This window comes from Pseudomonas sp. D1HM (assembly GCF_019266105.1).
GTDB lineage: Bacteria > Pseudomonadota > Gammaproteobacteria > Pseudomonadales > Pseudomonadaceae > Aquipseudomonas > Aquipseudomonas taetrolens.
Genome location: NZ_LRMN01000020.1, coordinates 215,346 through 241,827, shown reverse-complemented (window position 1 = coordinate 241,827; position 26,482 = coordinate 215,346). Strand labels below are relative to the sequence as shown.

At 58.6% G+C, this 26,482-nt stretch carries 29 protein-coding genes; 14 read left to right on the top strand and 15 right to left on the bottom strand.

Features of this window, described 5'->3' with window-relative positions:
* Positions 1-50 precede the first annotated feature (50 nt).
* Together AWM69_RS20045 and AWM69_RS20040 are read right to left on the bottom strand one after the other, a co-directional pair.
* Positions 51-362 (bottom strand): I78 family peptidase inhibitor, encoded by a 312-nt coding sequence (locus tag AWM69_RS20045; protein ID WP_131654408.1) that lies wholly within the window; start codon positions 360-362, stop codon positions 51-53.
* Between the two features lie 171 nt (positions 363-533).
* The gene (locus AWM69_RS20040; protein ID WP_131654409.1) at positions 534-839 is read right to left on the bottom strand and encodes a hypothetical protein; all 306 of its coding nucleotides are present in this window, start codon (positions 837-839) and stop codon (positions 534-536) included.
* Between the two features lie 161 nt (positions 840-1,000).
* Between AWM69_RS20040 and AWM69_RS20035 the strand changes: the two genes are divergently transcribed.
* Positions 1,001-1,201 carry a hypothetical protein gene (locus tag AWM69_RS20035; RefSeq protein WP_048383156.1) on the top strand — a complete coding sequence of 67 codons (201 nt, stop codon included), beginning with the start codon at positions 1,001-1,003 and terminating at the stop codon, positions 1,199-1,201.
* Positions 1,202-1,234: 33 nt separating this feature from the next.
* On the opposite strand, the gene AWM69_RS20030 is transcribed toward AWM69_RS20035, so the two are convergent.
* The 7 genes from AWM69_RS20030 to AWM69_RS20000 are packed head-to-tail and all read right to left on the bottom strand — an operon-like array spanning position 1,235 to position 8,190.
* The gene (locus AWM69_RS20030) at positions 1,235-2,263 is read right to left on the bottom strand and encodes a nucleoside hydrolase (RefSeq protein ID WP_048383155.1); all 1,029 of its coding nucleotides are present in this window, start codon (positions 2,261-2,263) and stop codon (positions 1,235-1,237) included.
* Between the two features lie 21 nt (positions 2,264-2,284).
* A complete protein-coding gene (gene rbsD, locus AWM69_RS20025; protein ID WP_131654411.1) occupies positions 2,285-2,689 on the bottom strand; it encodes a D-ribose pyranase in 405 nt (134 codons plus the stop codon).
* A complete protein-coding gene (rbsK, locus tag AWM69_RS20020; protein WP_218728124.1) occupies positions 2,686-3,606 on the bottom strand; it encodes a ribokinase in 921 nt (306 codons plus the stop codon). The genes rbsD and rbsK overlap by 4 nt, the downstream gene beginning before the upstream one ends.
* A gap of 10 nt (positions 3,607-3,616) precedes the next feature.
* Positions 3,617-4,651: a LacI family DNA-binding transcriptional regulator gene (locus AWM69_RS20015; RefSeq protein WP_048383152.1), complete on the bottom strand. Its 1,035-nt coding sequence runs from the start codon at positions 4,649-4,651 to the stop codon at positions 3,617-3,619.
* Positions 4,652-4,654: 3 nt separating this feature from the next.
* Positions 4,655-5,632: an ABC transporter permease gene (locus AWM69_RS20010; RefSeq protein WP_218728123.1), complete on the bottom strand. Its 978-nt coding sequence runs from the start codon at positions 5,630-5,632 to the stop codon at positions 4,655-4,657.
* Positions 5,629-7,182, bottom strand: coding sequence for a sugar ABC transporter ATP-binding protein (locus AWM69_RS20005; RefSeq protein WP_218728122.1), 1,554 nt, complete (start codon positions 7,180-7,182; stop codon positions 5,629-5,631). The genes AWM69_RS20010 and AWM69_RS20005 overlap by 4 nt, the downstream gene beginning before the upstream one ends.
* 54 nt (positions 7,183-7,236) lie before the next feature.
* Complete coding sequence (locus AWM69_RS20000; RefSeq protein ID WP_131654415.1) at positions 7,237-8,190, bottom strand: sugar ABC transporter substrate-binding protein; 954 nt, start codon at positions 8,188-8,190, stop codon at positions 7,237-7,239.
* Positions 8,191-8,632: 442 nt separating this feature from the next.
* On the opposite strand from AWM69_RS20000, the gene AWM69_RS19995 reads away from it, so the two are divergent.
* From AWM69_RS19995 to AWM69_RS19975, 5 genes are all read left to right on the top strand, one after another.
* Positions 8,633-9,712: an asparaginase gene (locus AWM69_RS19995; RefSeq protein ID WP_048383148.1), complete on the top strand. Its 1,080-nt coding sequence runs from the start codon at positions 8,633-8,635 to the stop codon at positions 9,710-9,712.
* A 171-nt stretch (positions 9,713-9,883) separates the two neighbouring features.
* Positions 9,884-10,135, top strand: a complete 252-nt coding sequence (locus AWM69_RS19990; RefSeq protein WP_131654417.1) for a DUF1654 domain-containing protein — start codon at positions 9,884-9,886, stop codon at positions 10,133-10,135.
* 4 nt (positions 10,136-10,139) lie between these two features.
* Positions 10,140-10,829, top strand: a complete 690-nt coding sequence (locus tag AWM69_RS19985) for an endonuclease (protein WP_218728121.1) — start codon at positions 10,140-10,142, stop codon at positions 10,827-10,829.
* 248 nt (positions 10,830-11,077) lie between these two features.
* Positions 11,078-11,977 carry a lipid A hydroxylase LpxO gene (lpxO, locus tag AWM69_RS19980; protein WP_218728119.1) on the top strand — a complete coding sequence of 300 codons (900 nt, stop codon included), beginning with the start codon at positions 11,078-11,080 and terminating at the stop codon, positions 11,975-11,977.
* A 50-nt stretch (positions 11,978-12,027) separates the two neighbouring features.
* Positions 12,028-12,573 (top strand): histidine phosphatase family protein, encoded by a 546-nt coding sequence (locus AWM69_RS19975; RefSeq protein ID WP_218728117.1) that lies wholly within the window; start codon positions 12,028-12,030, stop codon positions 12,571-12,573.
* A gap of 1 nt (position 12,574) precedes the next feature.
* Here AWM69_RS19975 and AWM69_RS19970 read toward each other — a convergent pair whose 3' ends face one another.
* Positions 12,575-13,063: an Lrp/AsnC family transcriptional regulator gene (locus AWM69_RS19970; RefSeq protein WP_019826494.1), complete on the bottom strand. Its 489-nt coding sequence runs from the start codon at positions 13,061-13,063 to the stop codon at positions 12,575-12,577.
* Between the two features lie 203 nt (positions 13,064-13,266).
* Here AWM69_RS19970 and AWM69_RS19965 point away from each other — a divergent pair, with 203 nt between their 5' ends.
* The 7 genes from AWM69_RS19965 to AWM69_RS19935 all read left to right on the top strand — a co-directional run bounded on the left by AWM69_RS19965 (position 13,267) and on the right by AWM69_RS19935 (position 20,579).
* The gene (locus AWM69_RS19965; RefSeq protein ID WP_048383142.1) at positions 13,267-14,499 is read left to right on the top strand and encodes a 3-methyl-2-oxobutanoate dehydrogenase (2-methylpropanoyl-transferring) subunit alpha; all 1,233 of its coding nucleotides are present in this window, start codon (positions 13,267-13,269) and stop codon (positions 14,497-14,499) included.
* Positions 14,500-14,503: 4 nt separating this feature from the next.
* Positions 14,504-15,559, top strand: a complete 1,056-nt coding sequence (locus tag AWM69_RS19960; protein WP_048383141.1) for an alpha-ketoacid dehydrogenase subunit beta — start codon at positions 14,504-14,506, stop codon at positions 15,557-15,559.
* Positions 15,560-16,840, top strand: a complete 1,281-nt coding sequence (locus tag AWM69_RS19955) for a dihydrolipoamide acetyltransferase family protein (RefSeq protein WP_218728115.1) — start codon at positions 15,560-15,562, stop codon at positions 16,838-16,840.
* Positions 16,841-16,842: 2 nt separating this feature from the next.
* Positions 16,843-18,231: a dihydrolipoyl dehydrogenase gene (lpdA, locus tag AWM69_RS19950; RefSeq protein ID WP_218728113.1), complete on the top strand. Its 1,389-nt coding sequence runs from the start codon at positions 16,843-16,845 to the stop codon at positions 18,229-18,231.
* 151 nt (positions 18,232-18,382) lie between these two features.
* Positions 18,383-19,768 carry a nucleobase:cation symporter-2 family protein gene (locus AWM69_RS19945; RefSeq protein WP_218728111.1) on the top strand — a complete coding sequence of 462 codons (1,386 nt, stop codon included), beginning with the start codon at positions 18,383-18,385 and terminating at the stop codon, positions 19,766-19,768.
* 146 nt (positions 19,769-19,914) lie between these two features.
* Positions 19,915-20,208, top strand: coding sequence for a helix-turn-helix domain-containing protein (locus AWM69_RS19940; protein WP_218728109.1), 294 nt, complete (start codon positions 19,915-19,917; stop codon positions 20,206-20,208).
* A 35-nt stretch (positions 20,209-20,243) separates the two neighbouring features.
* The gene (locus tag AWM69_RS19935) at positions 20,244-20,579 is read left to right on the top strand and encodes a DUF6388 family protein (protein ID WP_131654420.1); all 336 of its coding nucleotides are present in this window, start codon (positions 20,244-20,246) and stop codon (positions 20,577-20,579) included.
* 340 nt (positions 20,580-20,919) lie between these two features.
* On the opposite strand, the gene AWM69_RS19930 is transcribed toward AWM69_RS19935, so the two are convergent.
* From AWM69_RS19930 to AWM69_RS19910, 5 genes are read right to left on the bottom strand one after another with little or no spacing between them, the layout of a single operon-like run.
* Positions 20,920-21,513, bottom strand: coding sequence for an ATP-binding cassette domain-containing protein (locus tag AWM69_RS19930; protein WP_131654421.1), 594 nt, complete (start codon positions 21,511-21,513; stop codon positions 20,920-20,922).
* A complete protein-coding gene (locus AWM69_RS19925; protein WP_218728107.1) occupies positions 21,506-22,312 on the bottom strand; it encodes an ATP-binding cassette domain-containing protein in 807 nt (268 codons plus the stop codon). The genes AWM69_RS19930 and AWM69_RS19925 overlap by 8 nt, the downstream gene beginning before the upstream one ends.
* Positions 22,312-23,118: an ABC transporter permease gene (locus AWM69_RS19920; protein ID WP_218728105.1), complete on the bottom strand. Its 807-nt coding sequence runs from the start codon at positions 23,116-23,118 to the stop codon at positions 22,312-22,314. The genes AWM69_RS19925 and AWM69_RS19920 overlap by 1 nt, the downstream gene beginning before the upstream one ends.
* Complete coding sequence (locus AWM69_RS19915) at positions 23,115-24,098, bottom strand: ABC transporter permease (RefSeq protein WP_218728103.1); 984 nt, start codon at positions 24,096-24,098, stop codon at positions 23,115-23,117. The genes AWM69_RS19920 and AWM69_RS19915 overlap by 4 nt, the downstream gene beginning before the upstream one ends.
* Positions 24,083-25,663: an ABC transporter substrate-binding protein gene (locus AWM69_RS19910; RefSeq protein ID WP_218728101.1), complete on the bottom strand. Its 1,581-nt coding sequence runs from the start codon at positions 25,661-25,663 to the stop codon at positions 24,083-24,085. Before AWM69_RS19910 ends, AWM69_RS19915 begins: the two co-directional genes overlap by 16 nt.
* Positions 25,664-25,934: 271 nt before the next feature.
* On the opposite strand from AWM69_RS19910, the gene AWM69_RS19905 reads away from it, so the two are divergent.
* Positions 25,935-26,426, top strand: coding sequence for a hypothetical protein (locus tag AWM69_RS19905; RefSeq protein WP_131654424.1), 492 nt, complete (start codon positions 25,935-25,937; stop codon positions 26,424-26,426).
* Positions 26,427-26,482 lie beyond the last annotated feature (56 nt).

Below are 26,482 nucleotides of genomic sequence, written 5' to 3'. Positions count from 1 at the left end.
CCCCGTCCATGTGACGGGGTTTTTTATGCCTGAAACAACGCTATACGCGCTTAACCGCAGTTGACCCGGGTAATGATCCCGCTGTTATCCGCGTTCAGGTTCAAACGATCTGAACGGTATTCAAGCGTCATCACATCGTTCGGCATCAAGATTCGTGCAGTCTGCGCGCCAGACTTGGCACGCGCCTGCTCCAGGAGCTCTGATGAGGCTTTCTTGCCGATGGCAAACCCTGCAGACTGGGCATCGCAACGGCCATGCCCTGCCTCCCCGGCGGGCTCCTGCGCCGAAGAATCTGGCGTGCTGCATCCAGACAGCGCCAAAACCGCCAGCAACGAACCCAGTGACACTAGCTTCCAAGACATGAAGCCTCCTTTAAGATAAATAATCAGTACCTTTGCGACAGCGTTTACGCAAATAGGTTGCACTGCCCCTGATCACAACACCTGTTTAATCGGGACAAAACGGATTTTTGCCCGGATACCGAGTCAATACGCGCGCCTAATCGTCACGAAATGTGTGCAGGCCGCTAGCCGCTAGTAGATATCGATGTAATCAAACGGCGGGTTCGGCCAATTGTCGTTAATCGCGTTGTAAATCTGCATGACCCAGACTTCATCGCTGGCCGCAATGTTTCCGACATATCCGGAACCGGCGGCCCAGGTTTCGAGCCTGAAAAGCAAGTTTTCGATATCCACGCCTCCTACAACCCCTGCAGAAATGTAGGCAATGCCGGCCTTCGTCACACGCAACTGAGTATGCACATCGTCACTGGCCGAGGCCAATAACTGACGCACTGCTGCGATGGTGAGGTTCTCTGGCTGGTTTAAATCAATGTGCATCGCTGCCTCCCCTTGAAAAGCGCAAGTGTGGCACGCAACGAAAGCATCTTGTGAAAGTTGAAGCGCCAACCACCGCTGAGTGTGATTAACTTTAATCTCCTGATAGCTTCAGGACGACATTTTGCTAAAATCGCGCCCCCAAAGCCTCCCGTGAGATACCCATGACAACCGTCGCAATCGATGCAGACATCAAAGCCAAGTGGCCCCAAGGGCAATGCTCATACAGCCCTGGCAGCCCGGAAGAGCTGGCTATCATCGGTATTGATCTGCTGGTCAAAGAGCTTGGCACAGAAGCCGCGCACGCATTCGTCAGCCAGATCTTCGAAAAATACAAAAGCCCTGAAGCCATTAAACCGGCGTGAATCGGCGCAGACAGTGGTCTGCGCCTATTCAAATCACTTCAATCGGCTCAATCGTGCCGTCAGCAAGTCAAAAAAGCCCTGGGCATCTCCATCCTCAACCCAAAACACCGTGTTTGGTTGCTTGAGCGTGCCGTACCAGTCAGCAATGGTCTGACCAAACGTCGGCCCTTCACGGGTGTCCACGACCATGTTGATCTCGCGCCCGGTGAACAGGCTCGGCTTTAGCAGATAGGCAATCACGCCGGCATCGTGCACAGGACCGCCTGGCAGCCCGTAGTGTTCCATATCGGCCTTCACATACCCGTTCAGAATATCGCTGACCAATTTCCCGGCCGTATTGCCCAGCGCAGCGATGTGTTTGAGGCGCTCTTCACTGGTCAGTATTTTGTGCGTCACATCGAGGGGGATGTAAACCAGTTTTACCCCGCTTTTCAAGACAACATCGGCCGCATGCGGGTCCGCGTAGAGGTTGAATTCCGCGACCGGGGTGATATTGCCACCATTGAAATGAGCCCCGCCCATGACGACCACTTCCTTGATGCCCTGTTTGATATCAGGGGCCTGAATCAAGGCCAGGGCCAGGTTTGTTTGCGGGCCGAGCATGGCAATGGTCACGCTGCCGGGCTTGACCGAACGCAAGGTATCAATCAGGTAGTTAACCGCATGGGTCTGCTCAAGACCTTTTGCAGGCTCGTGGACCGGAACGCCGGTCACGCCTTCCTCGCCATGTATGTTCTCAGCGTAGATCGGCGTACGAATCAGCGGCCTCGGCGCCCCGGCATACACCGGGATGTCTTCGCGCCCTCCCCATTCGCGCGCCAGACGGGCATTGCGTGAGGTTTTATCCAGGCGAACGTTGCCCGCTACCGTGGTAATCGCCCGCACATTGAGTTCTTCCGGCGAAGCAAATGCCAGCAGCAACGCCACGACATCATCCGCCCCCGGGTCGGTGTCGATAATCAGATCGACCTTGTCGGCAGCCTGAACGCTTGAGATAGAGAGTACGGACAAAAGCAGGATACTCCTGATCAATGGTTGGAAAGTCTGCGTGAAACGCGCCATGGGCGACTCCTTGTCGTGGTTTTAAAAGGTCACGCCTGCAATCAAGGCTATGTTGCAGTACGGTTTGCACTCACCGGTACGAATAATCACTTTGGCTTGCTGGCACAGCTCTTTGAAGGCGTTGTGGGACATCACGTTTCTCTCTCCCAGGTCCCCTGCGTCGGCATGCCGGTCAATACTCCGCAACGCCGGACAAGGAAGCGCCAGCAGTTCATGGGCCAGGACATGGCTCTGCACCTGCATTTCACTGAGCAGTACGTCCAGCGTGCTGGCCAGATCGGGAATGCCTTGGGTGAGGGCCAGGTCAATCAGCTCAACACCCTTGGGCACTGGCAAACCGGCATCGGCAATCACGACGACATCACCATGCCCCAGCGAGGCGACAAGCCTTGATAGGGCGATATTGAGCAAAGGTGTTTTTTTCATGGAATGACAAAACCCTGAACGTCGTTCAATCGAGGAATGGAAGGCTGGGCACCTTCACGGGTCACGGACAAGGCCGCGGCAACCTGAGCGAACCGGACGGCGTCGTCTTCGTCCTTGCCCGCCGCCAGTGCGGCTGAAAACGCCCCGACAAATGTGTCGCCCGCCGCGGTGGCATCTACCGCTTCAACCCTGGGCGCCGCAAAATGCACGACACGCTGCGGGCTAACCAGCAACGCACCTTGTGCCCCCAAGGTCACAATGACCTTGCGCGCACCCAGTTCGATCAGCCGGCGCGCCGCTTCTTCTGCCGTCTCGAGCGAGTTGACTGCCACACCGCTGAGCGCCCATGCCTCGCTTTCATTAGGAATCACGTAATCAATCGCCGCATACCACTGCGCAGGCAGCGGACCGCTGGCCGGCGCCGGATTGAGAATCACGGTTTTATCCAGTTCACGTCCACGGCGCAGGGTATAGCCAACCGTGTCCATCGGGACCTCAAGCTGGCAGATGATGACCCTGGCTGCCTGCAAGACCTCGTCAAAGGCCTGTATGTCCTGTGGCACCAGGCACGCGTTGGTGCCGGGCACCACCACAATGGTGTTCTGGCTGTCGGCGTCGACCACGATCAGGGCCACACCGCTCACCCCCTCCGGCACGGTACGTAATGCCCGGCAATCAATGTGCTCCGCCAGCATCCCTTCACGCAGTTGCGTGCCGTAGGCATCACTGCCGAGGCAACCAACCATGGCCACCTGCGCCCCCAGGCGGGCCGCCGCCACGGCCTGATTAGCCCCCTTGCCGCCCGGTACCGTGTCGAGGGACTGGCCGAAGATTGTTTCTCCGGGCCGCGGCAATCGTTCCGTGCGCGTGACCAGGTCCATGTTCAGGCTGCCCACCACTACTACGTTTGCTTGCATGTCTCGGCACTCATCCATTGATTTTCTGAGGGGCTGACAACCGCCCTTCTACGCGGGCGGAAGTGGACTCGCGCAACACAATGCTCGGGGTCACGATGTGCTGCTCGACGGCACGGTCTGGTGTCGCGATACGACGCAACAACAGCTGTGCAGCCATTTCACCCAGTTGCAAAATCGACTGCCCGACCGTCGTCAGCGCCGGGTAAACATAACGACTCATCTGCACATCATCAAAACCGATCACCGAAAGCTGGTCCGGCACCCGAATATTGCGTTCCGCCGCCGCACGCAGCACACCGATCCCCATCATGTCGTTACACGCAAAAATGGCCGAGGGCGGGTTATGCGCCAGCAAGCGGACCGCAGCCTCATAACCACCGACACTGCTGAAATCGCTTTCAACCTTCCAGTGCTCAGGCACTGAAACTTCAGCTTCATCAAGTGCCCGCAAATAGCCGGCCATGCGCAACTGGGCAACACGGGTAATGCCGGGGCCGCCAATGCAGGCGATATCGCGGTGCCCGAGGTTGAGCAAATGCCGCGTGGCCAGATAAGCCCCCAACTCATGATCGATGCGCACCAGATCCGCTTCAATCCCGTCAAGGTTGCGGTCGACAATCACCATGGGGGTTTTGACACCGGCCAGACCGCCCGCCAACCCGAGGTCTCCCCCTGCTGAGGCGACTACCAGCCCGTCAACCCGCTTTTCGAGGAGTACACGCAAGTAATTACGCTGCTTGACCGGGTCGTCGTCGCAATTGCACAGGATGACGCAATAGTTGTTGCGCTCGCAGCAGTCTTCGATGCCTCGCGCCAGCTCCGCGAAATAGGGGTTCAGGCTGTTCGCAACCAGCAGCCCGATGGTGGCGGTGGACTTGGCCTTCAAGGAACGCGCCACCGCGCTGGGTACATAATCAAGACGTGCAATGGCCTCTTCCACCTTCAAACGCACCGGCTCACTCACCGGACGCGTTTTGTTCAGCACATGAGAAACCGTCGTATACGAGATACCTGCCATTGCTGCGACATCTTTAATAGTTGCCATTGTTCAATTCCGTCGCCGTGCCCGTTGACTGCGGTATGTGTCCAATACCACTGCTATCACAATGACAGCACCGGTAATGATACGCTTGGTCGGCTCGGTCGCACCGATTTGCGCCAACCCTGCCGCCAGCACCGAGATAATCAACACGCCGAAAAACGTGCTGATGACGGAACCCCGCCCACCCATCAAGCTCGTGCCGCCGATCACCACCGCCGCAATCACCTGCAACTCAAGGCCTGAACCGGCATTGGGATCTGCGGCTTCCAGGCGCGATATCTGGAACAACGCGGCAACCCCTGCCAGCAACCCCATCAGGCTGAAGACCAGGATTTTATAAGGCTTTGGATTGATCCCCGCGAGGCGAACCGCCTCTTCGTTGGTGCCGATCCCGATCAGATAGCGGCCAAACACCGTGCGCGTCAGCACCGCCTGAGCCACGACAATGATCAGCAACGCGATGATAAAAGACGGCGAAATCCCGAAGGCAATCGGATTGGACAACCAGGCAAAGGCATCACCAATGTAAGCCGTGCGCGATCCTGTCATTTGATAGGCCGCACCCCGGGCCATTTCCAGAACGCCCAGCGACACAATAAAAGAAGGAATCCGCCACGCCACGGTGATCGACCCCGTAATCGTGCCGGCCAGCGCAGCGCAGCCCATTCCCAGCAAGGCTGCCGGCAGCACGCTCCAGCCCCAGCCCAGAATCGCCACACTGACCGCTGATGCCGCCAAAGCCAGTACCGAACCGACCGACAGGTCAATGCCACCGATGATCAGCACAAACGTCATCCCGACCGCCAGCACCATCAGGTCCGGGATCTGGTTGGCCAGGGTGCTCAACGTGTCATAAGAAAAGAAATGATCACTCAGGCTGGAGAACAGGATGATCATGGCCAGCAAGGCACCCGCCAGCCCCAGATAGGTACCCATGCCGTAATAGTTGTGCGCACTTTTTTGCACCACGGAAGTGGTTTTCATGAGGCATCCTTTGGCGTGGCTTCAGCGAGCAACGCATCTCGTTTTTGATAACCGGCAAACGCTGCTGCCAGCAACTGCTCCTGACTCCAGTTGTCCCGCTCGAAGGTGTCGATCAGACGCCCGGCCGACAACACGCCGATACGATCACAGATCAACATCAATTCGCGCAGATCGCTCGACACCACGACCAGTGCCTTGCCCTGACGTGTCAGGTTGCCGAGCAAACGGTAGATGTCGAACTTGGCACCGATGTCGATACCGCGGGTGGGCTCATCAAACAGCAGGACCGAACAGTCGCGCTCCAGCCAGCGGCCGATGACCACTTTCTGCTGGTTGCCCCCCGACAGTTGCGACACGATTTGCCCGGGTCCTGAACTGCGGATGCCCATTGCGTCGATCTGACGCTGCGCCAGGGCAGACTCGTCGGGAGCATTCAATATGCCCGCCCGGGAGACCCGGTCCATGTTGCCCAGACCGATATTGGCGCTGATCGACTGGGTCAACAGCAACCCTTCACCCTTGCGGTCCTCGGTAATCAAGGCAATGCCGTGCCTGACCGCTTCCACGGGTGAGCGGATACTCACCACCTGCGCCGGGGAGCCGAGCGCCACCGTGCCGCTGTCCGGCACGTCGGCACCATAGATCAAACGTAAAAGCTCAGTACGCCCTGCCCCGATCAGGCCGGAAATACCAAATATCTCGCCTTTGCGAACCTCGAACGACACCTCCCGGACTTTGTCCGAACGCCCCAGCCCCGTGACCTTGAGCGCTGTTTCGCCCAAGGTGCGGATGCCCATGTCCAGAGTGTCACCGAGCTCCCGCCCCACCATCAAATTGACCAGTTGTTCACTGCTGTAATTGGCGATGGGTTCGACGCACACCAGGCGGCCGTCGCGTAACACGGCAATGCGTTGTGCAACACGCGCCAACTCTTCGAGCCGATGGGAAATGTAGACAATCGCTACCCCGCGCGCCTGGAGCCGTTCGATCTGGGCAAACAACATGTCGACTTCGCGGGCCGTGAGCATCGCGGTCGGCTCATCCAGAATCAGCACATGGCAGTCACCGATCAGGTTGCGGGCGATTTCGACCATTTGCTGGTGCCCTACCCCCAGGTCGGCAACCAAAGTGTCGGGGTCAATGGCCTCCAGCCCCACTTGGGCCATTGCCTCGATGGCAGCCTTGCGCAATTGCTTGCGATTGACCCAGCCAAAATGGCTGGGCAGATTATCCAGAAAAAGATTCTCGGCCACGGTCAACGTGGGCAGCAGGTTGAGCTCCTGCATGACCATGCGAATTCCCAGGCGCTCCGCCTGTGTACGACTGCCGGGAGCATAGGCTTGCCCCCTGAAATGCATGTGCCCGAGCGTCGGCACTTCCAGGCCTGCGATGATTTTCGACAGTGTACTTTTCCCGGCTCCGTTTTCACCGGTCAACGCCAGGACTTCGCCACGGTGCAGCGTCAGGTCGATACCCGCCAGAACTGGCTGGGTGTAAGTTTTGCCGATCCCGCCGACCGAAAGCACCACGCTGGCATTAGAAGCAGACATAAAACTTCTCCGGGCGCCCGCTCACCGAGCAGGCGCCTGTGGCAGCGAATTGGACTATGGCTTGATAACCAGCTCGACCGGCGTGTCGATGACGCCATCTTTCAGGTTTTCGACCGGCTCTTTTTTGACCAGCTTGAGTGCCGTCTCAATGCCAAAAACCGCCTGTTGTGCAGCTGCCTGATCGGCAGTGGCAAGTACACGGCCATCTTCGAGCATCGGTTTGATGGCGTTGATGTTGTCGTAACCCACAACTTGCACCTTGCCGGTTTTGCCGGCCGCACGGATGGCCGAAACCGCCCCTATGGCCATGCTGTCATTGCCGGCCAGGATGGCCTTGATTTCGGGGTATTCACTGAGCATGCCCGACGCAACCTTGTTGCCACCGTCGATTTCCCAGTCTCCGGACTGTACCGAAACGACCTTCATGCCGGCGGCACTCATTGCATCCTTGAACCCTGCAGTGCGCATCTGCGCATTGGTGGTGGTCGATACACCCTCGATAATCCCGACCTGATCGCCCGCCTTGAGCGTTTTCGCCAGGTAGTCACCGACCTCGCGCGCGCCCTGCCTGTTGTTAGGCCCTACAAATGGCACGTCGAGGCCTTTGCTTTTCAGGACATCGGGATCCAGCCGGTTATCGATATTGACCACGACGATGCCACGGTCTTTGGCTTTTTTAATGGTCGATACCAGCGCTTTGGAGTCCGCAGGAGCAATCACCAGCGCATCGACTTTAGCGATGATCATCTGCTGAATGATGTCGATCTGGCCTGCGGTGTCGGTTTCGTTCTTGATCCCGTTGGAGATCAGGTCGAAGTCCGCTGAATGGGCTTTTTGATAATCTTCGCCACCCTTCTGCATGGTGACAAAGAACTCGTTGGCCAGCGATTTCATCACCAGGCCGACTTTGGGCTTTTCAGGGGTGTCGGCATAAGCCGTCGGGAGGGATAAGGAGGTTGCGGCCATTATGGCCACAGCGAGAAGGCGTCCAGCAAAGGGCAGCTTCATGGAAGTAACTCCGATCTTATGATTATTGTGAGCAACGTCCTGCTCGCGCCTTGCCTGCCAACCACGCTGTAAATGGCAGCCGGCCCGGGTGGGACCCTACCGCTGAGTCCGATCCGGCAACATCGCGCAAACGTTTGCTTGAACCTCACTATGGAAAGCCGCCGATTATTTGTCAACGTGAAAAAAGACCGCGCACCACCGATCAATGGCCGAGTCTCCGAACAGAGAACCCCCTATTTGTTCGGAATTCCGTACTCCGCAGAAAAAACACCTATCAAGCACAAAATAAAAACCATGAAAATCAATAACTTATACTAAAAAACAACACGCCTGAACGTTGGCACAAATACTGCTGCCTTGTTCTCGGCTCACGACCAGGGGATGGCGCGAGCCGTGCGGGATGTACGTACGTCAGCACGTTTACCAAATAAGAGAGAAAATAATGAAAACAGCTGTGTTGAAAACAATTGTCCCGGGCGCCTTGGCCCTTCTTCTGTCACTGCCGGTCGTTCAAGCTCAAGAGACCGTCACCAAGCCTAACGTGGTCATTCTGGCAACCGGCGGCACCATCGCCGGCGCCGGTGCCAGCGCTGCCAACAGCGCGACCTACACCGCAGCCAAAGTGGGCGTCGACCAACTGATCGCCGCTGTCCCTGAACTGAGCAAGCTGGCCAACGTGCGTGGCGAGCAAGTCATGCAAATCGCTTCGGAGAGCATTTCCAACGACAACTTGCTGCAGCTGGGCCGCCGCGTCGCAGAGCTCGCTGACAGCAAAGATGTCGATGGCATCGTGATTACCCACGGCACCGACACCCTGGAAGAAACCGCCTACTTCCTCAATCTCGTTGAAAAAACCGACAAGCCCATCATCGTGGTCGGCTCCATGCGCCCGGGCACTGCCATGTCGGCTGATGGCATGCTCAACCTGTACAACGCGGTAGCTGTCGCCGGGAGCAAAGATGCGCGCGGCAAAGGCGTGCTGGTCACCATGAACGACGAGATCCAGTCCGGCCGTGACGTCAGCAAAACGATGAACATCAAGACCGAGGCCTTCAAAAGCCCTTGGGGTGCATTGGGCATGGTGGTCGAAGGCAAATCCTACTGGTTCCGCTTGCCTGCCAAGCGCCACACCATGGATTCCGAGTTCGACATTAAAAACATCACTTCCCTGCCAAACGTAGGCATCGCCTACTCGTACGGCAACGTAGACGACACCGCCTACAAGGCATTTGCACAAGCCGGCGCCAAAGCCATCATCCACGTCGGTACCGGTAACGGTTCCGTGTCGTCCCGCGTGGTTCCGACCCTGCAGGACCTGCGTAAAGATGGCATCCAGATCATTCGTTCTTCACACGTCAACAACGGCGGGTTCGTACTGCGTAACGCAGAGCAGCCAGACGACAAGAACGACTGGGTTGTAGCCCATGACCTCAACCCTCAAAAAGCCCGCATCCTGGCCATGGTCGCCCTGACCAAGACCCAGGACAGCAAAGAGCTGCAGCGGATGTTCTGGGAATACTGAGTCGTCGCATACGGTTGACGGCTTGAACACAAGAAGGCCGCCTCCCTCGGGAGGCGGCCTTTTTTATGGGCCGCATAAACGCCCCGGACCCGCTTCCTCGCTCACCTAACAGTTGCGAAAAACCGCACAGTTAAATACTGTATGCGCATACAGCAACCCAAGGATTGCATCATGAGTAAAAAAGCGGCAACACCGCCAAGCCCTCCGACTCCCTACGAAACTTTCGGAATGCGCATCCAGAAGATCATCAGTTCGCCCAAAGCTCAAAAAGAAAAGATGGCTGTGCTTGAACGACAGGAAGGTGACAACCCGGAATTTTGGGAACGCTTGCTGGAAGAAATCTCCGAAAACGACAACGTCACCATCGCTCATCGCGATGATGGCGGCGTGAATGTTTTCTGGACCGTACCTGAGGAAGATTGAGTCAATGTGGGTTCGTTTACTGGCACTGGCCAGCCTTTGCATCGTCACCAGCGCACACGCGGGTGCACCCCAAACCTTCAGTGAAGCCAAAAAAATCGCCTGGAAACTCTACGCCCCCCAGTCCACCGAGTTTTACTGCGGCTGCAAATACACCGGGAACCGCGTCAACCTCGAAGCCTGCGGTTATATCCCGCGCAAAAATGCCAACCGCGCAGCACGCATTGAGTGGGAACATATCGTGCCTGCCTGGCAAATCGGCCATCAGCGCCAATGCTGGCAAAGTGGCGGCCGCAAAAACTGCACCCGTAACGACCCGGTATTCAAGGTCGCGGAAGCCGACCTGCACAACCTTGTACCCAGCATTGGCGAAGTCAACGGTGACCGGAGCAACTTCAGTTTTGGCTGGCTGCCCACGCAGCAGGGACAGTACGGTTCATGCCTGACCCAAATCGACTTCAAGTCCAAAAAGGTCATGCCACGCCCGTCTATTCGCGGAATGATCGCGCGCACCTACTTTTACATGAGCAAGCGCTACAACCTGCGCCTGTCGAAGCAAGACCGCCAACTGTATGAAGCCTGGAACAAGACCTACCCGGTACAGGCCTGGGAGCGCCAGCGCAACCAGACAGTCGCTTGCGTCATGGGCCGTGGCAACGAGTTTGTAGGCCCGGTCAACCTGAAGGCCTGCAGCTGAATCTGTGGCAGCCGGTTTGAGGCGTATCACAATGCTTGATCACGTAAAAAGCGGCACGCAACCCGACCAAAGACTGTAAGCAAAGATGTACAAAACGCCCATGAAAAGCTGGAAAAGGCCCCATGGGCTGTTTTAACCTTACTCTTTGGCGCCCCTAAAGCCACACCATTGCTCGGCAACTCCTACAGGATGCCGGGCAAATTGCGTGATGTCAGGGCTGCGTTTTCACTCGACTTGTGACGATACTCTTGAAACTCATCATTATTGCTGTCTACGTTTTGTCCATCGCGCATGTCCACTTGCGGGGCAAGGTGCGACATAAATTGAGTCGTCAACTGAGCGACCATTCGACCTTTCTTGCACCGATCAACTGCTTTCTTTACCTGTTTTCAAAGGTGCCCAGCCAACCGTACCTGAAGCCGGCGGATTTCCCTGAGCTGCAACCCCTGCAGGAGCACTGGCAGGAGATCCGCGAGGAAGCCCGGCAACTGATGCGCGCCGGAGAAATCAAACGCTCCGAGCAGCCCAATGATGTGGGATTCAACTCGTTCTTCAAAACTGGCTGGAAGCGTTTCTACCTGAAGTGGTATGGCGATAATCACCCTTCCGCGGTTGAACTGTGCCCTCGTACCATTGAGCTGCTTAACGGTATTGGCACCATCAAGGCCGCCATGTTTGCCGAATTGCCACCCGGTTCCAGGCTGGTACGCCATCGCGATCCGTACGCCGGCTCCCTGCGTTATCACTTGGGTCTCGACACGCCGAATGATCCGGGCTGCTATATCAATGTCGATGGGCAAAACTACTCATGGCGTGACGGTGAAGGCGTCATGTTTGATGAGACATTCATCCACTATGCCGAAAACACCACCGATAAAAACCGCATCATCCTGTTTTGCGATGTCGAACGCCCGATGCAATACCGCTGGGCGGCCGCCTTCAATCAGTGGTTTAGCCGCACAGTCATGGCCTCTGCCAGCTCACCCAATGACGCCAATGATAAAACCGGCAACCTGAACCGCGCCTTTACCAGACTGTATAAAATTCGCCTGCGCGGCAAAGAGCTCAAGAAGCGCAATCGCACCCGCTATTATTTAGAGAAGTGGGCGATTTTCGCGGGCCTGTTGGGCCTGTTTATTCTGATCTGAAACGCCTCTCCGACTGTGGGGGGGCCGCTGAGCCCTCCAAGGAGCGCGTCATGCCCACACGTCTGAGCTTTATCTGCCATGCCCGAACCGAAGCTCAGCGCTTGGGGTACTTTGCTGCGGATGAACCGGCAGAACCCGCCGGCCTGCTCAAAGCCGCGCAAATGGCCCCCGCCCTGAAAAAACCGGTGCGCATTCTCTGTGCTCCCGAAATCCGGACCCTGCAAACCGCCCAGGCGCTGGGCAGTGAGATTGAAATCGTTCCCGCGCTGGGCGACTACGACGCCGGAGACTGGCAAGGGCAGCGCTTGTCCGACCTGCAAGCGCGTATTCCTCAAGTGCTCCTCGACTGGACCAGCAACCCCTTTGCGGCACCGCACAATGGCGAGTCAGTGCAAGACCTCTGCCTGCGAGTCAGCACCTGGCTCGACGGATTTCGCGAAGAGGGACATTTTGTCGTGGTCACTCACCCGTTCGTTATCCGCGCTGCCGTCCTGCATGCTCTGGGCGCCAGCCTGCAGGCGTTCAATCTGATCGATGTCGAACCGCTGTCGAGGGTCGATTTGCGGTTTAACCAATGCTGGCGACTGAGGCTGTGAGTCACTCTTCCAGCATTAACCCGCCCGGCGGCAAGGGCAGTGCTGTTTTGTAACGCACCTGCTTGAGGGCAAAGCTGGAACGAATATTGGCCACGCCCGGAACCTTGGTCAGAAAGTCCATCATGAAACGTTCCAGCGCCTGGATGCTCGGCACCAGCACCCGGATCAGGTAATCCGGATCACCGGCCATCAAATAGCACTCCATCACTTCATGGCGGTCAGAAATCGCCGCTTCAAAGTGCTGTAACGCTTCTTCGACCTGTTTCTCCAGGCTGACGTGGATGAACACATTGACGTGCAGCCCGAGCATGTCGGCGTCGAGCAAGGTGACCTGCTCACGAATCAATCCACGTTCTTCCATCGCCTTGACCCGGTTGAAACACGGGGTGGGCGACAGGTTAACCGAGCGCGCAAGGTCCGCGTTGGTGATGCGCGCATTCTGCTGAAGGCTGTTGAGAATCCCGATGTCCGTTCGATCTAGCTTGCGCATGAGACAAAAGCACCTGTTTTTTATGTTTATGCAGAATTCTTATCCTTAAACGCTTCAAAGCACAACGAACTACAGAGAAATATTCTTCACTGTCAGGAATATGATGGTTGTAGGACAAGATTTGGCTGTTTCTTCAGCCAGATCTTTAACACCTAGCTCCCGCGCCCTAATAAAACACGACAAGATCGAGCGTAGAGAAAGCCATGAATGAATATGCACCGCTGCGCCTGCACGTTCCTGAACCCTCTGGCCGTCCAGGCTGCAGGACCGACTTCAGCTACCTGCGCCTGACCGATGCCGGTCTGGTACGCAAACCCCCTATCGACATCGAACCCGCCGACACTGCCGACTTGGCCAAAGGCTTGATTCGCGTGCTCGACGATCAAGGCCAGGCGCTAGGCCCGTGGGCTGAAGGCGTATCAACCGAGATCCTGCGCGCTGGCATGCGCGCCATGCTCAAGACCCGGATATTCGACACCCGCATGGTGGTCGCCCAGCGCCAGAAAAAAATGTCGTTCTATATGCAAAGCCTTGGCGAAGAAGCCATTGGCAGCGCTCAGGCACTGGCCTTGAACATCGACGACATGTGCTTCCCGACCTACCGCCAGCAAAGCATTTTGATGGCCCGCGATGTGCCTCTGGTCGACCTGATTTGCCAGTTGCTGTCCAACGAACGCGACCCCTTGAAGGGCCGGCAATTGCCGATCATGTACTCGGTGCGTGACTACGGGTTCTTCAGTATTTCCGGCAACCTTGCGACCCAGTTCATGCAAGCAGTGGGCTGGGGCATGGCGTCGGCCATCAAGGGTGACACCAAAATTGCTTCGGCCTGGATTGGTGACGGCGCGACCGCTGAGTCCGACTTCCATACCGCCCTCACCTTCGCTCACGTCTACCGCGCCCCGGTCATCCTCAACGTGGTGAACAACCAGTGGGCGATCTCGACGTTCCAGGCGATCGCCGGCGGCGAATCCACCACCTTCGCCGGACGTGGCGTTGGCTGCGGCATCGCTTCTCTGCGAGTCGACGGCAATGACTTTATCGCGGTGTACGCCGCCTCGGCCTGGGCCGCTGAACGCGCCCGACGCAATCTGGGCCCGACGCTGATCGAGTGGGTGACCTACCGCGCAGGGCCGCACTCCACATCCGACGACCCTTCCAAGTATCGCCCGGCTGATGACTGGAGCCACTTCCCGCTCGGTGATCCGATTGTTCGCCTCAAGCAGCACCTGATTGCCACCGGCAACTGGTCAGAAGAAGAACATGCTGCCGTCAGCGCCGAACTTGAAGCCGAAATCATCGGCGCACAAAAGGAAGCCGAACGCTTCGGCACCCTGGCGGGCGGGCAGATACCGAGCGCCGCGACGATCTTTGAGGACGTGTACAAGGACATGCCCGACCACCTGCGTCGGCAACGTCAGCAATTGGGGTTATAACCAGATGAACGACAACAATAAAATTCAGATGGAGAACGCCGTGAGCACCAGCACCCTGACGATGATCCAGGCCCTGCGTTCGGCCATGGACGTGATGCTTGAACGCGATGACAACGTCGTGGTGTTTGGCCAGGACGTGGGTTACTTCGGCGGCGTGTTCCGCTGCACCGAAGGCCTGCAGGCCAAATACGGCAGCTCGCGCGTGTTCGATGCGCCGATTTCCGAAAGCGGGATCGTCGGCGCGGCGGTGGGCATGGGTGCTTATGGCCTGCGGCCGGTGGCTGAAATCCAGTTTGCCGACTATTTCTATCCGGCCTCCGACCAGATTGTCTCCGAGGCGGCCCGCTTGCGTTATCGCTCGGCCGGGGAGTTCATCGCCCCGATGACCCTGCGCATGCCCTGCGGCGGCGGGATCTACGGCGGCCAGACTCACAGCCAGAGCCCCGAAGCCATGTTCACCCAGGTCTGTGGTCTGCGGACCGTCATGCCGTCCAACCCGTACGACGCCAAAGGCTTGTTGATCGCCGCCATCGAAAACGATGACCCGGTGATCTTCCTCGAGCCGAAACGCCTGTACAACGGCCCGTTCGACGGGCACCACGATCGTCCGGTCACTCCGTGGTCGAAACACCCTGCCAGCGCCGTGCCGGATGGTTATTACACCGTCCCGCTGGACTGTGCCGCCATCGTCCGGCCGGGCACTGAAGTCACCATCCTGACTTACGGCACCACCGTGTACGTCGCTCAGGTAGCCGCCGAAGAAACCGGCATCGATGCCGAAGTCATCGACCTGCGCAGCCTGTGGCCCCTGGACCTGGATGCCATCGTTACCTCCGTGAAAAAAACCCGCCGCTGTGTCGTCGTGCACGAAGCCACCCGTACCTGCGGGTTTGGTGCCGAGCTGATTGCGCTGGTTCAAGAGCACTGCTTCCACTATCTGGAAGCGCCAATCGAGCGCGTGACAGGCTGGGATACGCCTTATCCGCATGCTCAGGAATGGGCCTACTTCCCAGGCCCGGCGCGGGTGGGTGCAGCTTTGCAACGGGTTATGGAGGTCTGAATGGGTACGCACGTTATCAAGATGCCGGACATTGGCGAAGGCATTGCTCAAGTTGAACTGGTGGAATGGTTTGTCAAAGTCGGCGACATGGTCAGCGAAGACCAGATCGTCGCCGATGTGATGACCGACAAGGCCACCGTGGACATCCCCTCCCCGGTCGCGGGCAAAGTACTGGCGCTGGGTGGACAGCCCGGCGAAGTGATGGCCGTGGGCAGCGAGCTGATCCGCATTGAGGTCGAAGGGGCCGGCAACCTGCGTGAAAGCGCACAACCGGTGGCCCCGGTCGCTGCCGCGCCAAAAGCCGCACCACAGGCCCGCGTTGAAGTCGCCGCGGTTTCGGCGCCAGTGGCCAGGACAGCGCCCAGCTGCGCCCCGACCACCCGCCCGGCACCGGTTGCCCGTGAAGCCAACGAACGGCCGCTGGCCTCGCCGGCGGTACGCAAACGCGCCTGGGATGCCGGCATCGAGCTGCGCTTTGTCCACGGTACCGGCCCGGCAGGCCGCGTGCTGCATGACGACCTGGAAGCCTATCTCACGCAAGACACCACCGCACCAGCTCCGGCCAGTGGTTTTGCCAAGCGCACCGATGAGCAGCAAATCCCGGTCATCGGCCTGCGGCGCAAGATCGCCCAGCGCATGCAGGATGCCAAACGCCGCGCCGCGCACTTCAGCTACGTTGAAGAGGTGGACGTCACCGCCCTCGAAGAACTGCGGGCCCAGCTCAACCAGAAATGGGGCGACAGCCGTGGCAAGTTGACCTTGCTGCCGTTCCTGGTGCGGGCAATGGTCGTGGCCTTGCGTGATTTCCCGCAGATCAACGTACGTTACGACGACGAAGCACAAATCATCACCCGTTTTGGTGCCGCCCACATCGGGGTTGCCGCACAGAGCGATGGCGGCCTGATGGTGCCGGTGGTTCGTCATGCCGAAAGTCTGACCCTGTGGGGCGCAGCCGATGAGATCGCCCGCCTGGCCAACGCCGTACGTACCGGCAAAGCCACCCGCGAAGAACTCAGCGGTTCGACCATCACCCTGACCAGCCTCGGCGCGCTCGGTGGCATCGTCAGTACCCCCGTGGTCAATCTGCCCGAAGTCGCGATTATCGGGGTTAACCGCATCGTTGAGCGTCCGGTGGTGGTCAAAGGCCAGATCGTGATCCGCAAAATGATGAACCTCTCCAGCTCCTTCGACCATCGCGTGGTGGACGGCATGGACGCGGCACAATTTATTCAGGCCATGCGTGGCTTGCTCGAACAACCTGCCACCCTGTTTCTGGAGTGAACATGCAGCCAACTCAACACACCACGCTGCTGATTATCGGTGGCGGCCCTGGCGGTTACGTCGCAGCGATTCGCGCCGGCCAGCTGGGAATTCCAACGGTCCTGATCGAAGGCCAGTCGCTGGGCGGCACCTGCCTGAACGTCGGCTGCATACCGTCCAAGGCATTGATTCATGTAGCCGAACAGTTTCATACCACGCAGCGTTACAGCGGCCAGCACTCGCCGCTGGGGATCAAGGTCCAGGCACCCACTCTGGACATCGGCCAAAGCGTGCAGTGGAAGAACGGCATCGTCGACCGCCTGACCACAGGTGTCGGCGCGCTGCTGAAAAAACACGGGGTCAAGGTCATTCATGGCTGGGCGAAGATCCTCGATGGCAAGGCGGTCGAAGTTGACGGTCAGCGCATTGAATGCGAACACCTGTTGCTGGCCACCGGCTCACAAACCGTCGAACTGCCGGTTCTGCCGATTGGCGGGCCAATCGTTTCGTCCACCGAAGCGCTGACGCCCACGACCATTCCCAAACGCCTGACGGTGGTGGGGGCGGGTTACATCGGGCTGGAGCTGGGCATCGCTTATCGCAAGCTCGGCGCCGAAGTGACCGTGGTCGAAGCGCGCGACCGGATTCTGCCAACCTACGACAAAGAACTGACGCAACCGGTGGCTGAATCCCTCAAGACGCTGGGCATCATTGTGTATCTGGAGCACAGCGTCGAAGGTTTCCAGGCCAGCACCAAAACCCTCTCGATGCGCAATCGCATGGGCGAAAGCCAAACCCTGGAAACCGATCAGGTATTGGTCGCGGTCGGTCGGCGTCCGCGTACCCAGGGGTTCAACCTTGAAACCCTGGGCCTGACCATGAACGGCTCGGCCATTGCGGTGGACAACCGCTGCCTGACCAGCATGCGCAATGTCTGGGCGATTGGCGACCTGACCGGTGAGCCGATGCTTGCACACCGGGCCATGGCCCAAGGCGAAATGGTGGCTGAGCTGATTGCCGGCAAACAACGGGAGTTCAGCCCCACGGCGATCGCTGCCGTGTGCTTTACCGACCCTGAAATCGTGGTGGTGGGTAAAACCCCGGCCGAGGCCGAGGCCGCCGGCCTGGACTGTTTGAGCGCCAGCTTCCCCTTTTCCGCCAATGGCCGGGCCATGACCCTGGAATCCAAAAGCGGATTTGTCCGCGTCGTGGCACGGCGTGACAATCATCTGATTGTCGGTTGGCAAGCGGTGGGCATTGGCGTATCGGAATTGTCGACTGCTTTTGGGCAGTCGCTGGAAATGGGCGCCTGCCTGGAAGACATCGCCGGTACCATCCACGCCCACCCGACCTTGGGCGAAGCCGTACAGGAAGCCGCGCTGCGCGCCTTGGGGCACGCATTGCATCTCTAGCCACATGGGTAAACTCACCGTAGCAACTGCCGACTGAACGAGTCTGCGTTCGGCAGTTGCTACGGAGGAGTTCGTGTCAGGTGGCAATCCAGCACTGGGCGTAATGGCCCAACACCAGTAGAATCGCGCTCTTTTTTCCAGGGCGCTCGCCATGACCTCTCTTAAAACACCCCATGAAGCCGAGTCCCAGGCCAGCGATCTGGTATTTGGTCTTGAGGACCGCCCCAAGCCGTGGATCGGTTTTCTTGCAGCCCTGCAACATTTGCTGGCGATCATCGTGCCCATCGTCACGCCGGGCCTGTTGATTTGTCAGGCATTGGGGGTTTCCAGCCGTGATACCAACCTGATTGTTTCCATGTCGCTGGTCATCTCCGGGATTGCGACGTTTGTTCAGTGCAAACGCTTCGGACCGTTCGGCGCCGGGCTTCTGATCGTGCAAGGCACCAGTTTCAACTTTGTCGGCCCGTTGATTGCCGGGGGCGCCTTGATGGTCAAGCAAGGCACGCCGGTGGAAGGCGTCATGGCGGCGATTTTCGGGGTGGTGATTGCCGGCTCGTTTGTCGAAATGGGCATCTCACGGGTTCTGCCCTTTGTGAAGCGCATGATCACCCCGCTGGTGACCGGCATCGTGGTGCTGATGATCGGCCTGACGCTGATTAAAGTCGGCCTGATCAGCATGGGCGGCGGCTTTACCGCCATGGGCAACGGCACCTTCGCCAACGGTGAAAACCTGATGCTGTCAGGGGTGGTCCTGGCGATCATCGTCATCCTTAACCGCATCCCGCTGGTCTGGATGCGCAGTTGTGCCATCGTCATTGCCCTGGCCGTGGGCTACGCACTGGCGGGCTATCTGGGCCGCCTGGACTTCACCGGCATGCACCAGGCCGAACTGTTCCAGGTGCCGGTGCCGTTGCATTTCGGCCTGGGGTTCTCGTGGTCGCTGTTTATTCCGATGCTGGTGATTTACCTGGTGACCTCGCTGGAAGCCATTGGTGACGTAACCGCCACCAGTAAAGTGTCACGCCAGCCGGTTGAAGGCCCGGTGTGGATGCAACGCATCAAGGGCGGTGTATTGGTTAACGGCGCCAACTCGCTGCTGGCCGGTGTGTTCAACACATTCCCCAGCTCGATCTTTGCCCAGAACAACGGTGTCATTCAGCTCACCGGCATCGCCAGCCGCCATATCGGTGTATGGATTGCCGGTATGTTGATTTTGCTGGGGCTGTTCCCGAGCGTGGCCGGTGCTATCCAGGCCGTACCTGAGCCGGTGCTTGGGGGCGCGGCAATGGTGATGTTCGGCGCCGTCGCGGCCTCGGGGATCAATATTCTGGCCAGCATCACCCTTGATCGTCGGGCCCTGCTGATTATTGCGGTATCGCTGGCTCTGGGCCTTGGTGTTTCGCAGGTACCCGAGTTCCTCGCACACATGCCTGCTGCCCTGCGCAACGTGCTGGAGTCTGGCGTCGCCACAGGCGGCATTTGCGCCCTGCTGCTGAACTGGTTCCTGCCCGAAACGGAAAAAGCCCGGGCCCTGTAAATAGCGACACCGGGCAGGAGCATCATGCGATCTCCTGCCCGGCGTTGACCTCGTAGCACATGAACTCTCCTCTGCATGGCACTTTCCCCCTCCTGCAGTCTGATTTACTCTTTTCCTACATCCACCGCATTCAGTGGGGTACGAACATGAGCACTTACGGTAAACGCCTGAAGCAAGAGCGCCTGCGCCTGTGCCTCACACAAAAACAGCTGGGCCGGATCGGCGGCGTGAGCCGTCAAAGCCAGAGCATGTATGAGCGCGATGTCAGCCTGCCCTTCGCGCCCTATCTGGCAGCGCTCGCGTTGCTCGGCGTTGATGTGCTGTACATCATCACAGGCCGTCACAGCCTGAGGATTGGCGCCCCCGTCACCCGATCAGGTGCCGATGGCGAGTTCAAGACAACACCGAAAATCCGCTACAGGTCTGCTGACGGGGTCTAAGCTCTGCACATGTCCTTTCAATACTGGAGCGCTGCGTGACCGAACCTGGTACTCACCACCAAAAAGCCCTGGACCGTTTTCTCAGTGAACGCCCCGAACTGGCTGAACAGCTCGATACGCTGAACCCGCTGGAAGCCCGGGCGGTAGGCCAATCGATAAAGCAATACCGTCAGGAACGCTTGAACGAAGCCTTTGAAGCCGAGGCCGAACGACAAGGTTTGTTTGCCTGGGAGCTAACGCTGCAACTGATCAGCGAAAGCACGGAAGCCTACGAAGCCCAGCGCCTCGAAGTGCACCGCGAAGTTGCACAAATGGCAGGCATGACCTGGGCCGAATACTGCGAGCTGTATGACCTTAAGCAGGGCTCGTAAATCCTTGCGACGGCTACGCCGCCGAACGCGGCCTCGCTCCGCTCGACCGCTGCTACAACCACCCCCGAGCCGTAACTGTTGATGAGTGCAACGAGGCTGCGTCCTGGCTTTGGCTTGCGGAAGACCCGGGCGCAGCTCCTCACCTGTCCTTGAAGGTCCTTCGGCCCTTTTCGCAGCCTTCGGCAGCGGCTACACCCCCCGAGCCGTAGCAGTTGACGAGTGCAACGAGGCTACGTCCTGGCTTTGCGCGGTGTCCTGTAAGACCGCAACTATCCAATGAAATAGATTTTGTAGCCGCTGCCGCAGGCTGCGATGGGTTGCGCAGCGACCCCGGACAGGATTACCGCTGTGGTGACCAGATGCGGGTACAGACTTTTTCCAGCAGCGCCTGGTTGTGACTGAACACAATCAGCCCCAACTCCCGACGCTTGACCTCTTCCAGCAAGACTTGCCATACCTGCGCCTGCACGTGTGCGTCCAGTTGCGCCGTCACCTCATCGGCAATCAGGTATCGGGTTCGCGGGTCCAGCGCTCTGAGCAAGGCGATGCGCGCCAGCTCGCCACCCGACAGTTCGTCCGGGCGACGCGTCAGCCAGGCCGGACTGACCGCCAGACGCTCCAGCCAGGCGGCATCCGGTGACCAGGCATCGCGCAGGCTTTCGCCGGTGGTGCGATAGGGATTGAACGTCTGCTCAGGATGTTGCGGTACCAGCTGGATCGGGCAGTAGCCTTTTTTCGGCAGGGGCTGGCCTCCCACGCTGACGCGGCCCGAGGTCGCCGCTTGCCATTGTGCCAACACCCGGCCCAGGGTGGTTTTGCCAAAGCCGCTGGGGGCGGAAATCCCTTGGCGCTCCCCCGCCTTGACCTGGAAGGACACCGAGTCCCAAAGTCGATGACCGTTTTGCACAATGCTGAGCTGGTGGACTTCAAGCATAGGACTGACACTCGCCTTCCGGTACCCGCCGCGCAAAGAACTGCTGCTCGGGCAGTGCAGCCCATAAGGATTGCAACCACGGACTGCCGCCGTTTTCGCGCAGTTCCCGGGCGCTGAGGGTCTCGTGCAGCGCACCTTGGTGCAGCACCGCGATCCGGTCGGCAAACTTCGCCGCCAGCGACAGATCATGGGTGACCCACAAGATCCCCCTGCCCTGCTGGCAAAAGCCCTTGAGGTGGGTCAGCAACTGGCTGGCATGCTCGTCATCCAGCCATGAAGTGATCTCGTCAGCCAGGATGTAGCGCGCATGGGTCAAGGCCGCGCAACTGGCCAGCACCCGTTTGGCCATCCCGCCCGACAGCGTGCGCGGAAACTGTTCGACCAGCTCCGGCTGCAAGTTGTAATGCGTCAGTTGCTCCGCCACATCGGCCAGGCCCAGACGGGCGCCGCTCAACTGTGCCGCGCGCCGCAATTGCGGGCCGACTTTGATCAGCGGATTCAGGGCACTGACGCCTTGCGGCACGTAACACACCGATTTACCGCGCTGATCGACCTTACCGGCTTCGCCCAACAGTTGCCCGTCAAGCCAGATGTCGCCACGGCAACGCATCGTATCGGGCAGCAGGCCCAGGATACTTTGCAAGAGCAGGCTTTTGCCTTCACCGCTGGACCCCACCAGCGCCACCAGTTCACCGGGGTGAACCTCGAGCGAAATATCACTCAGCAGCGGGTGCCAGGTTCTGTGGCCCAGCCAGTGAAAATGGGCAATATCGATCGCAAACTGGTCGAATTTCAGCATCAGGTAATCCTTATCCATAGCTGCTGCAAAGCCCGCGCAAACTGGTCAAAAACCAGCACCAGTCCCACCAGAATAAATCCCGGAAAAAACGCCAGCCACCAGGCTCCACTGCTCAAGTACCGTAGCGCATCGGCCAGCAATAAACCCAATGACGGATCATGGGGCGCCAGACCAAAGCCCAGGAAGCTCAGCGCCGCCGAGTGCAATACCGCGTGGGGAAACATCAGCAAGGTGCCGATCATCCACTGCGGCAGTAGCAACGGTAGCAGGTGATGGCGCCAACGATAGAAACTGCTGTTGCCCAAGCGATGTGACAGCATCACAAAGTCGGTCTCGCGAATACGCAGGATTTCTGCACGCAGGATCAATGCCAGACGCGGCCAGTGAGTCAGGGCCACGGCCAGAATCACACCCTGCTTGCCTCCGCCCAAGGTGAAACAGATCAACACCAGCAATAACAAGTGCGGTAACGCCAGCATGCTGTCGATCAAGCCGCGAATCAGGTAGTCCAGGGTTTTATTGAGCGAACACAGGCTGGCCGTGAACATCGCCAGGAAGCCGCTGCTCAAAGCCGCCGTCAGGCCTATTTGCAGGCTGGTGGTCATCCCCTGGAAACACCTGAGCCATAAATCCCGCCCCAGGCTGTCGGTGCCAAACCAGTACTGCGCCGACGGCGGCTGACGTCGCGCCAGCAAATCCATCGGTACATCGATATGGGTGATCGACAGGCCATAGGCAACCAGCGCCAGCAGCATCAACAACGACAGGCAAAGCCTGAGCAGCGCACGATTCGGATCGTAAGTCATGACTGGCGCGCCGCCCCGCGATTGAGGCGCCGTAACAGCGCATTGGCAATGCTATTACCGGTGAACACCAACACGGCGCACACCAGCACAATCCCCATCAGTAAAGGGATATCCCCGCGCAACCCGGCATCGATCGTGGCCTGCCCCAGCCCGGGATAAGCGAAGACTTTTTCGGCCAGCAATGAGCCGCCGATCAGCTCACCGACAGAGGCAAATTGCAGGCACAGAGCCGGGGTCACCGCGTGACGCAGGATATGAAAGTTGATCAGCGGCCAACCCTTGTCACCCTGAGCATGGGCGTAACGGATAAATTCACTGTTCATTACCTCGGCCACCCGGGCGCGGGTATGCAGCGCAATGTTGCCGACCCCCAGAATGCCCAACGCCAGCATGGGTAAGATCAAATGCCGGAGTTTGTCGCCCCAGGTGGCCGTCTCGGCATTGCTGCCAGGCGTCCAGGCGCAACAGATCGGGGCCCAGTTGAGGGTCACGGCAAACAGGGACAACAGCAATAAGCCGACCCAAAACGTCGGCAAGGACGCCAGCACATAGGACAACGTTGAGATCAGCCGGTCGGGCCAGCGATGGAGGTAGCGCCCGGCCGTCAATCCCAAGGCCAGTCCGACGATGCCGGAAAACAGCCACGCCGAAAGCAACAGCGCAAAAGAGGTGCTGAAACGTTCCCCGATGACCTCGGAAACCGGCGCGTTATAGAGCATCGAATAGCCCAGGTCGCCTTGCAACACTTGGCTGAACCAGTGCATGAAGCGCTCCCACAACGGCAGATCAAGCCCCCAGCGTGCGGCAATCATCGGGTATTGTTCAGGGGGTACGTGCAGCAGGTCGTTACCGATGTAGGCCCTGATCGGGTCCACCGGGGAGAAGCTGAGCAAGGTAAACGTGCCTGCCGCTGTTACCAGCAGCAGGCACACCAATCGCACCACAAAGAGCCAGAGCCCGCGAATCACTGGCAGGTCCACTTCCAGCCTTCAAGGCTATTGAGCAATGACCAGGAACCATGGATTTCCGGCGTTCCCTTGCCCAAATCGATGCATTCATCCGCCAGGTAGGTGTGCTGAACATTCAGCAACCAGGCCCACGCAGCATCGCCCTTGACCCCGACTCCCGTTACGCCGTCCCATTCCACTTGCTGCCAGAACGGTACTGCTTGCTGCCAGGTCGGGGCATCCAGCGCTTGCTGCAAATGCTGGTCGACCCGTGGATTCTGGTAATAGCCCGGGTTGTAATATTCAACCCCGGCCACCTTGCTGCTGTAGTGATGGTAAAGCTCCATCGGGTCGAGACTGCCCCAGCCAAATAACGTCGGGTTGGCGTGCATGTTGCGTTCAACGGTCTCCCAACTGCCCGACTTCAAATCCACATCGATGCCAATGGGCTTGAGCATCGACCGCACCGCCTGGGCCAGATCGCGGCGCGTGGCATCGCCACTGGCGTACCACAGGGTAATCTTGGCCGGCAGACCCTTTTTTTCGCGGACGCCACTGGCGGTTTCTACCCAGCCGGCTTGATCCAGAATCTGTTTGGCCCTGTCGGTATCGCCGTCCTTGAAAGCCGCGTCGGGATTGGCCCACGGTAAACCCTGCACGCCGGAATACGCCGGGATCGCGTGGCCTTCCAGGATCTGATCCGCCAGTAATTGCCGATTGATGGCGTAGTTTATCGCCCTGCGGATGGCCACATCGGCTGTCACGTCGTTACCAATGGGGTAACCATGGGCATCTTTTTTGCCGGAAGCGAGGGTGGGCAGCACGATTCCCCGGTTTTCAACGCTGGGGCGAACCCACAATTTCATGCCCGCCGCAGGTGTCACTGCCAGTGACGGAGCAATTCTGACAATACCCAATTGCTGGCTTTGCGCTGCGGCAAAGGCGCTGTCTTCATCGAGAAAGACAAACACCAGCTTGTCGAAATCGTTTTTCTGACCCGCGTAGTGCGGGTTAGCCTCAACAATCAGCTGTTGCCCTGGTTGATAGCTGACCAATCGGTATGGCCCGGCCCCGATCGGTTTTTGTGCATAGGTCTTGGGGTCGTACTGGTCGGCCGAGACGATACCCAACGAGCCGAGCACGTTGACGAAGGTGCTTTGCGCAGCCTTGAGCTCAATACGCACAGTAAGCGGATCAACCACCTCGGCCTTGAGGAAGTTCCCCATATCGACCTTGCCGCCACTGGCCGCGGCGTTGTTGTAGGTGTACGCCACGTCCTTGGCCGTCAGCGCTGACCCGTCGGAGAACTTCAGGTCGGGCTTGAGCCTCAGGGTCCAGCTTTTACCATCGGCGCTGACCTGGTAATCACTGAGCAAAAAACCATGCCAGGACAAGTCTTCATTTTGCTTGAGCAAAGGGCTGTGCAGCAGCAGGTAACTGCCGTGACTCCAGCCCAGCATGGGGTCAAATCCCTCCGTGGGCTCATCACCAATGGCCAATTGCAACGTGCGCGCCGGCGATGACGACGCAGGGGCTGCCAGCACACTCAACAAAGCGGCAGCTACCAGGGTATTTCGCATCCATGCAGGGTTTGACATCCATCCTCCTGAAAAAAAATACCGTCGCCGGGGTGAACTCCAAAACGCTGTGCGCCCGTTATCGCGCCCATCAGTAATAGCATTCTCATTCTAAATAGCCAGTTATCCATCTGATTTTTTTACTGTTTTTTACCCTCATTAGGCACCTTCCCCTGAGCTCCCACGACGATCCATGAGCTGACGACGGGCCGTGGCATTGAGCCATCCTGTGCTATACCCATTAGTACGTTTGATCAGTCATGACACATAGACTCCACTGACAGAGGTTCGCATGTTCAAAGGATTAGCCGGTCACCTCAAAGACAAAAACGTCCACTCGATCAACGCCCTGCCGTCCAACAATATCGAACTGTTCGACTGCTACGCTGGCTTGACCCTGGGCCACCTGTACCGCAACTTCCCGCTGCCCGTCACCCTCACTGCCGAGCGCTTTATCGACTACAGCACACTCGGCGCCAGCAATCGCGAGGCCCTGGAAAAAGAAGAAACCCTGTTCATGGCAACCATAAAATGGCTGGCCGACGTCGGCTACATTCATTTCGACGGTATGTCCGGCGTGGCATTTTATGAAGTGGTCCTGACGAGTAACGGCCTGCTGACCCTGCGCGCCTTCCCTGAAGGCTCAGACACCGGCCCCACCCTCGGCGACAAGCTGTCGCACTGCATCAAGGATCAGCACACGGCAGAGCTCAGGGCGCTGATGGCACAAGCATTGAGCCTGAGTAGCCGAACGCTTAGTCCGATGACGCGGTCAGGGATTTAAACCAGTCACATCGCTGCGCATGCCACTTCAACGCCCCCGCACTGGCCTTCAACGAG

Bases quoted from the DNA above. Each gene is read 5' to 3' on its own strand.
- AWM69_RS19920 (WP_218728105.1), bottom strand. From the start codon at position 23,118: ATGACTTACGATCCGAATCGTGCGCTGCTCAGGCTTTGCCTGTCGTTG.
- AWM69_RS19955 (WP_218728115.1), top strand. From the start codon at position 15,560: ATGGGTACGCACGTTATCAAGATGCCGGACATTGGCGAAGGCATTGCT.
- AWM69_RS19995 (WP_048383148.1), top strand. From the start codon at position 8,633: ATGAAAACAGCTGTGTTGAAAACAATTGTCCCGGGCGCCTTGGCCCTT.
- lpdA (WP_218728113.1), top strand. From the start codon at position 16,843: ATGCAGCCAACTCAACACACCACGCTGCTGATTATCGGTGGCGGCCCT.
- AWM69_RS20035 (WP_048383156.1), top strand. From the start codon at position 1,001: ATGACAACCGTCGCAATCGATGCAGACATCAAAGCCAAGTGGCCCCAA.
- AWM69_RS20040 (WP_131654409.1), bottom strand. From the start codon at position 839: ATGCACATTGATTTAAACCAGCCAGAGAACCTCACCATCGCAGCAGTG.
- rbsD (WP_131654411.1), bottom strand. From the start codon at position 2,689: ATGAAAAAAACACCTTTGCTCAATATCGCCCTATCAAGGCTTGTCGCC.
- AWM69_RS19970 (WP_019826494.1), bottom strand. From the start codon at position 13,063: ATGCGCAAGCTAGATCGAACGGACATCGGGATTCTCAACAGCCTTCAG.
- AWM69_RS19975 (WP_218728117.1), top strand. From the start codon at position 12,028: ATGCCCACACGTCTGAGCTTTATCTGCCATGCCCGAACCGAAGCTCAG.
- AWM69_RS19910 (WP_218728101.1), bottom strand. From the start codon at position 25,663: ATGTCAAACCCTGCATGGATGCGAAATACCCTGGTAGCTGCCGCTTTG.
- AWM69_RS20015 (WP_048383152.1), bottom strand. From the start codon at position 4,651: ATGGCAACTATTAAAGATGTCGCAGCAATGGCAGGTATCTCGTATACG.
- AWM69_RS19985 (WP_218728121.1), top strand. From the start codon at position 10,140: ATGTGGGTTCGTTTACTGGCACTGGCCAGCCTTTGCATCGTCACCAGC.
- AWM69_RS20045 (WP_131654408.1), bottom strand. From the start codon at position 362: ATGTCTTGGAAGCTAGTGTCACTGGGTTCGTTGCTGGCGGTTTTGGCG.
- AWM69_RS19940 (WP_218728109.1), top strand. From the start codon at position 19,915: ATGAGCACTTACGGTAAACGCCTGAAGCAAGAGCGCCTGCGCCTGTGC.
- AWM69_RS19960 (WP_048383141.1), top strand. From the start codon at position 14,504: ATGAACGACAACAATAAAATTCAGATGGAGAACGCCGTGAGCACCAGC.
- AWM69_RS20030 (WP_048383155.1), bottom strand. From the start codon at position 2,263: ATGGCGCGTTTCACGCAGACTTTCCAACCATTGATCAGGAGTATCCTG.
- AWM69_RS19905 (WP_131654424.1), top strand. From the start codon at position 25,935: ATGTTCAAAGGATTAGCCGGTCACCTCAAAGACAAAAACGTCCACTCG.
- AWM69_RS19925 (WP_218728107.1), bottom strand. From the start codon at position 22,312: ATGCTGAAATTCGACCAGTTTGCGATCGATATTGCCCATTTTCACTGG.
- AWM69_RS20000 (WP_131654415.1), bottom strand. From the start codon at position 8,190: ATGAAGCTGCCCTTTGCTGGACGCCTTCTCGCTGTGGCCATAATGGCC.
- AWM69_RS19965 (WP_048383142.1), top strand. From the start codon at position 13,267: ATGAATGAATATGCACCGCTGCGCCTGCACGTTCCTGAACCCTCTGGC.
- rbsK (WP_218728124.1), bottom strand. From the start codon at position 3,606: ATGCAAGCAAACGTAGTAGTGGTGGGCAGCCTGAACATGGACCTGGTC.
- AWM69_RS19945 (WP_218728111.1), top strand. From the start codon at position 18,383: ATGACCTCTCTTAAAACACCCCATGAAGCCGAGTCCCAGGCCAGCGAT.
- AWM69_RS20010 (WP_218728123.1), bottom strand. From the start codon at position 5,632: ATGAAAACCACTTCCGTGGTGCAAAAAAGTGCGCACAACTATTACGGC.
- AWM69_RS19990 (WP_131654417.1), top strand. From the start codon at position 9,884: ATGAGTAAAAAAGCGGCAACACCGCCAAGCCCTCCGACTCCCTACGAA.
- AWM69_RS20005 (WP_218728122.1), bottom strand. From the start codon at position 7,182: ATGTCTGCTTCTAATGCCAGCGTGGTGCTTTCGGTCGGCGGGATCGGC.
- AWM69_RS19930 (WP_131654421.1), bottom strand. From the start codon at position 21,513: ATGCTTGAAGTCCACCAGCTCAGCATTGTGCAAAACGGTCATCGACTT.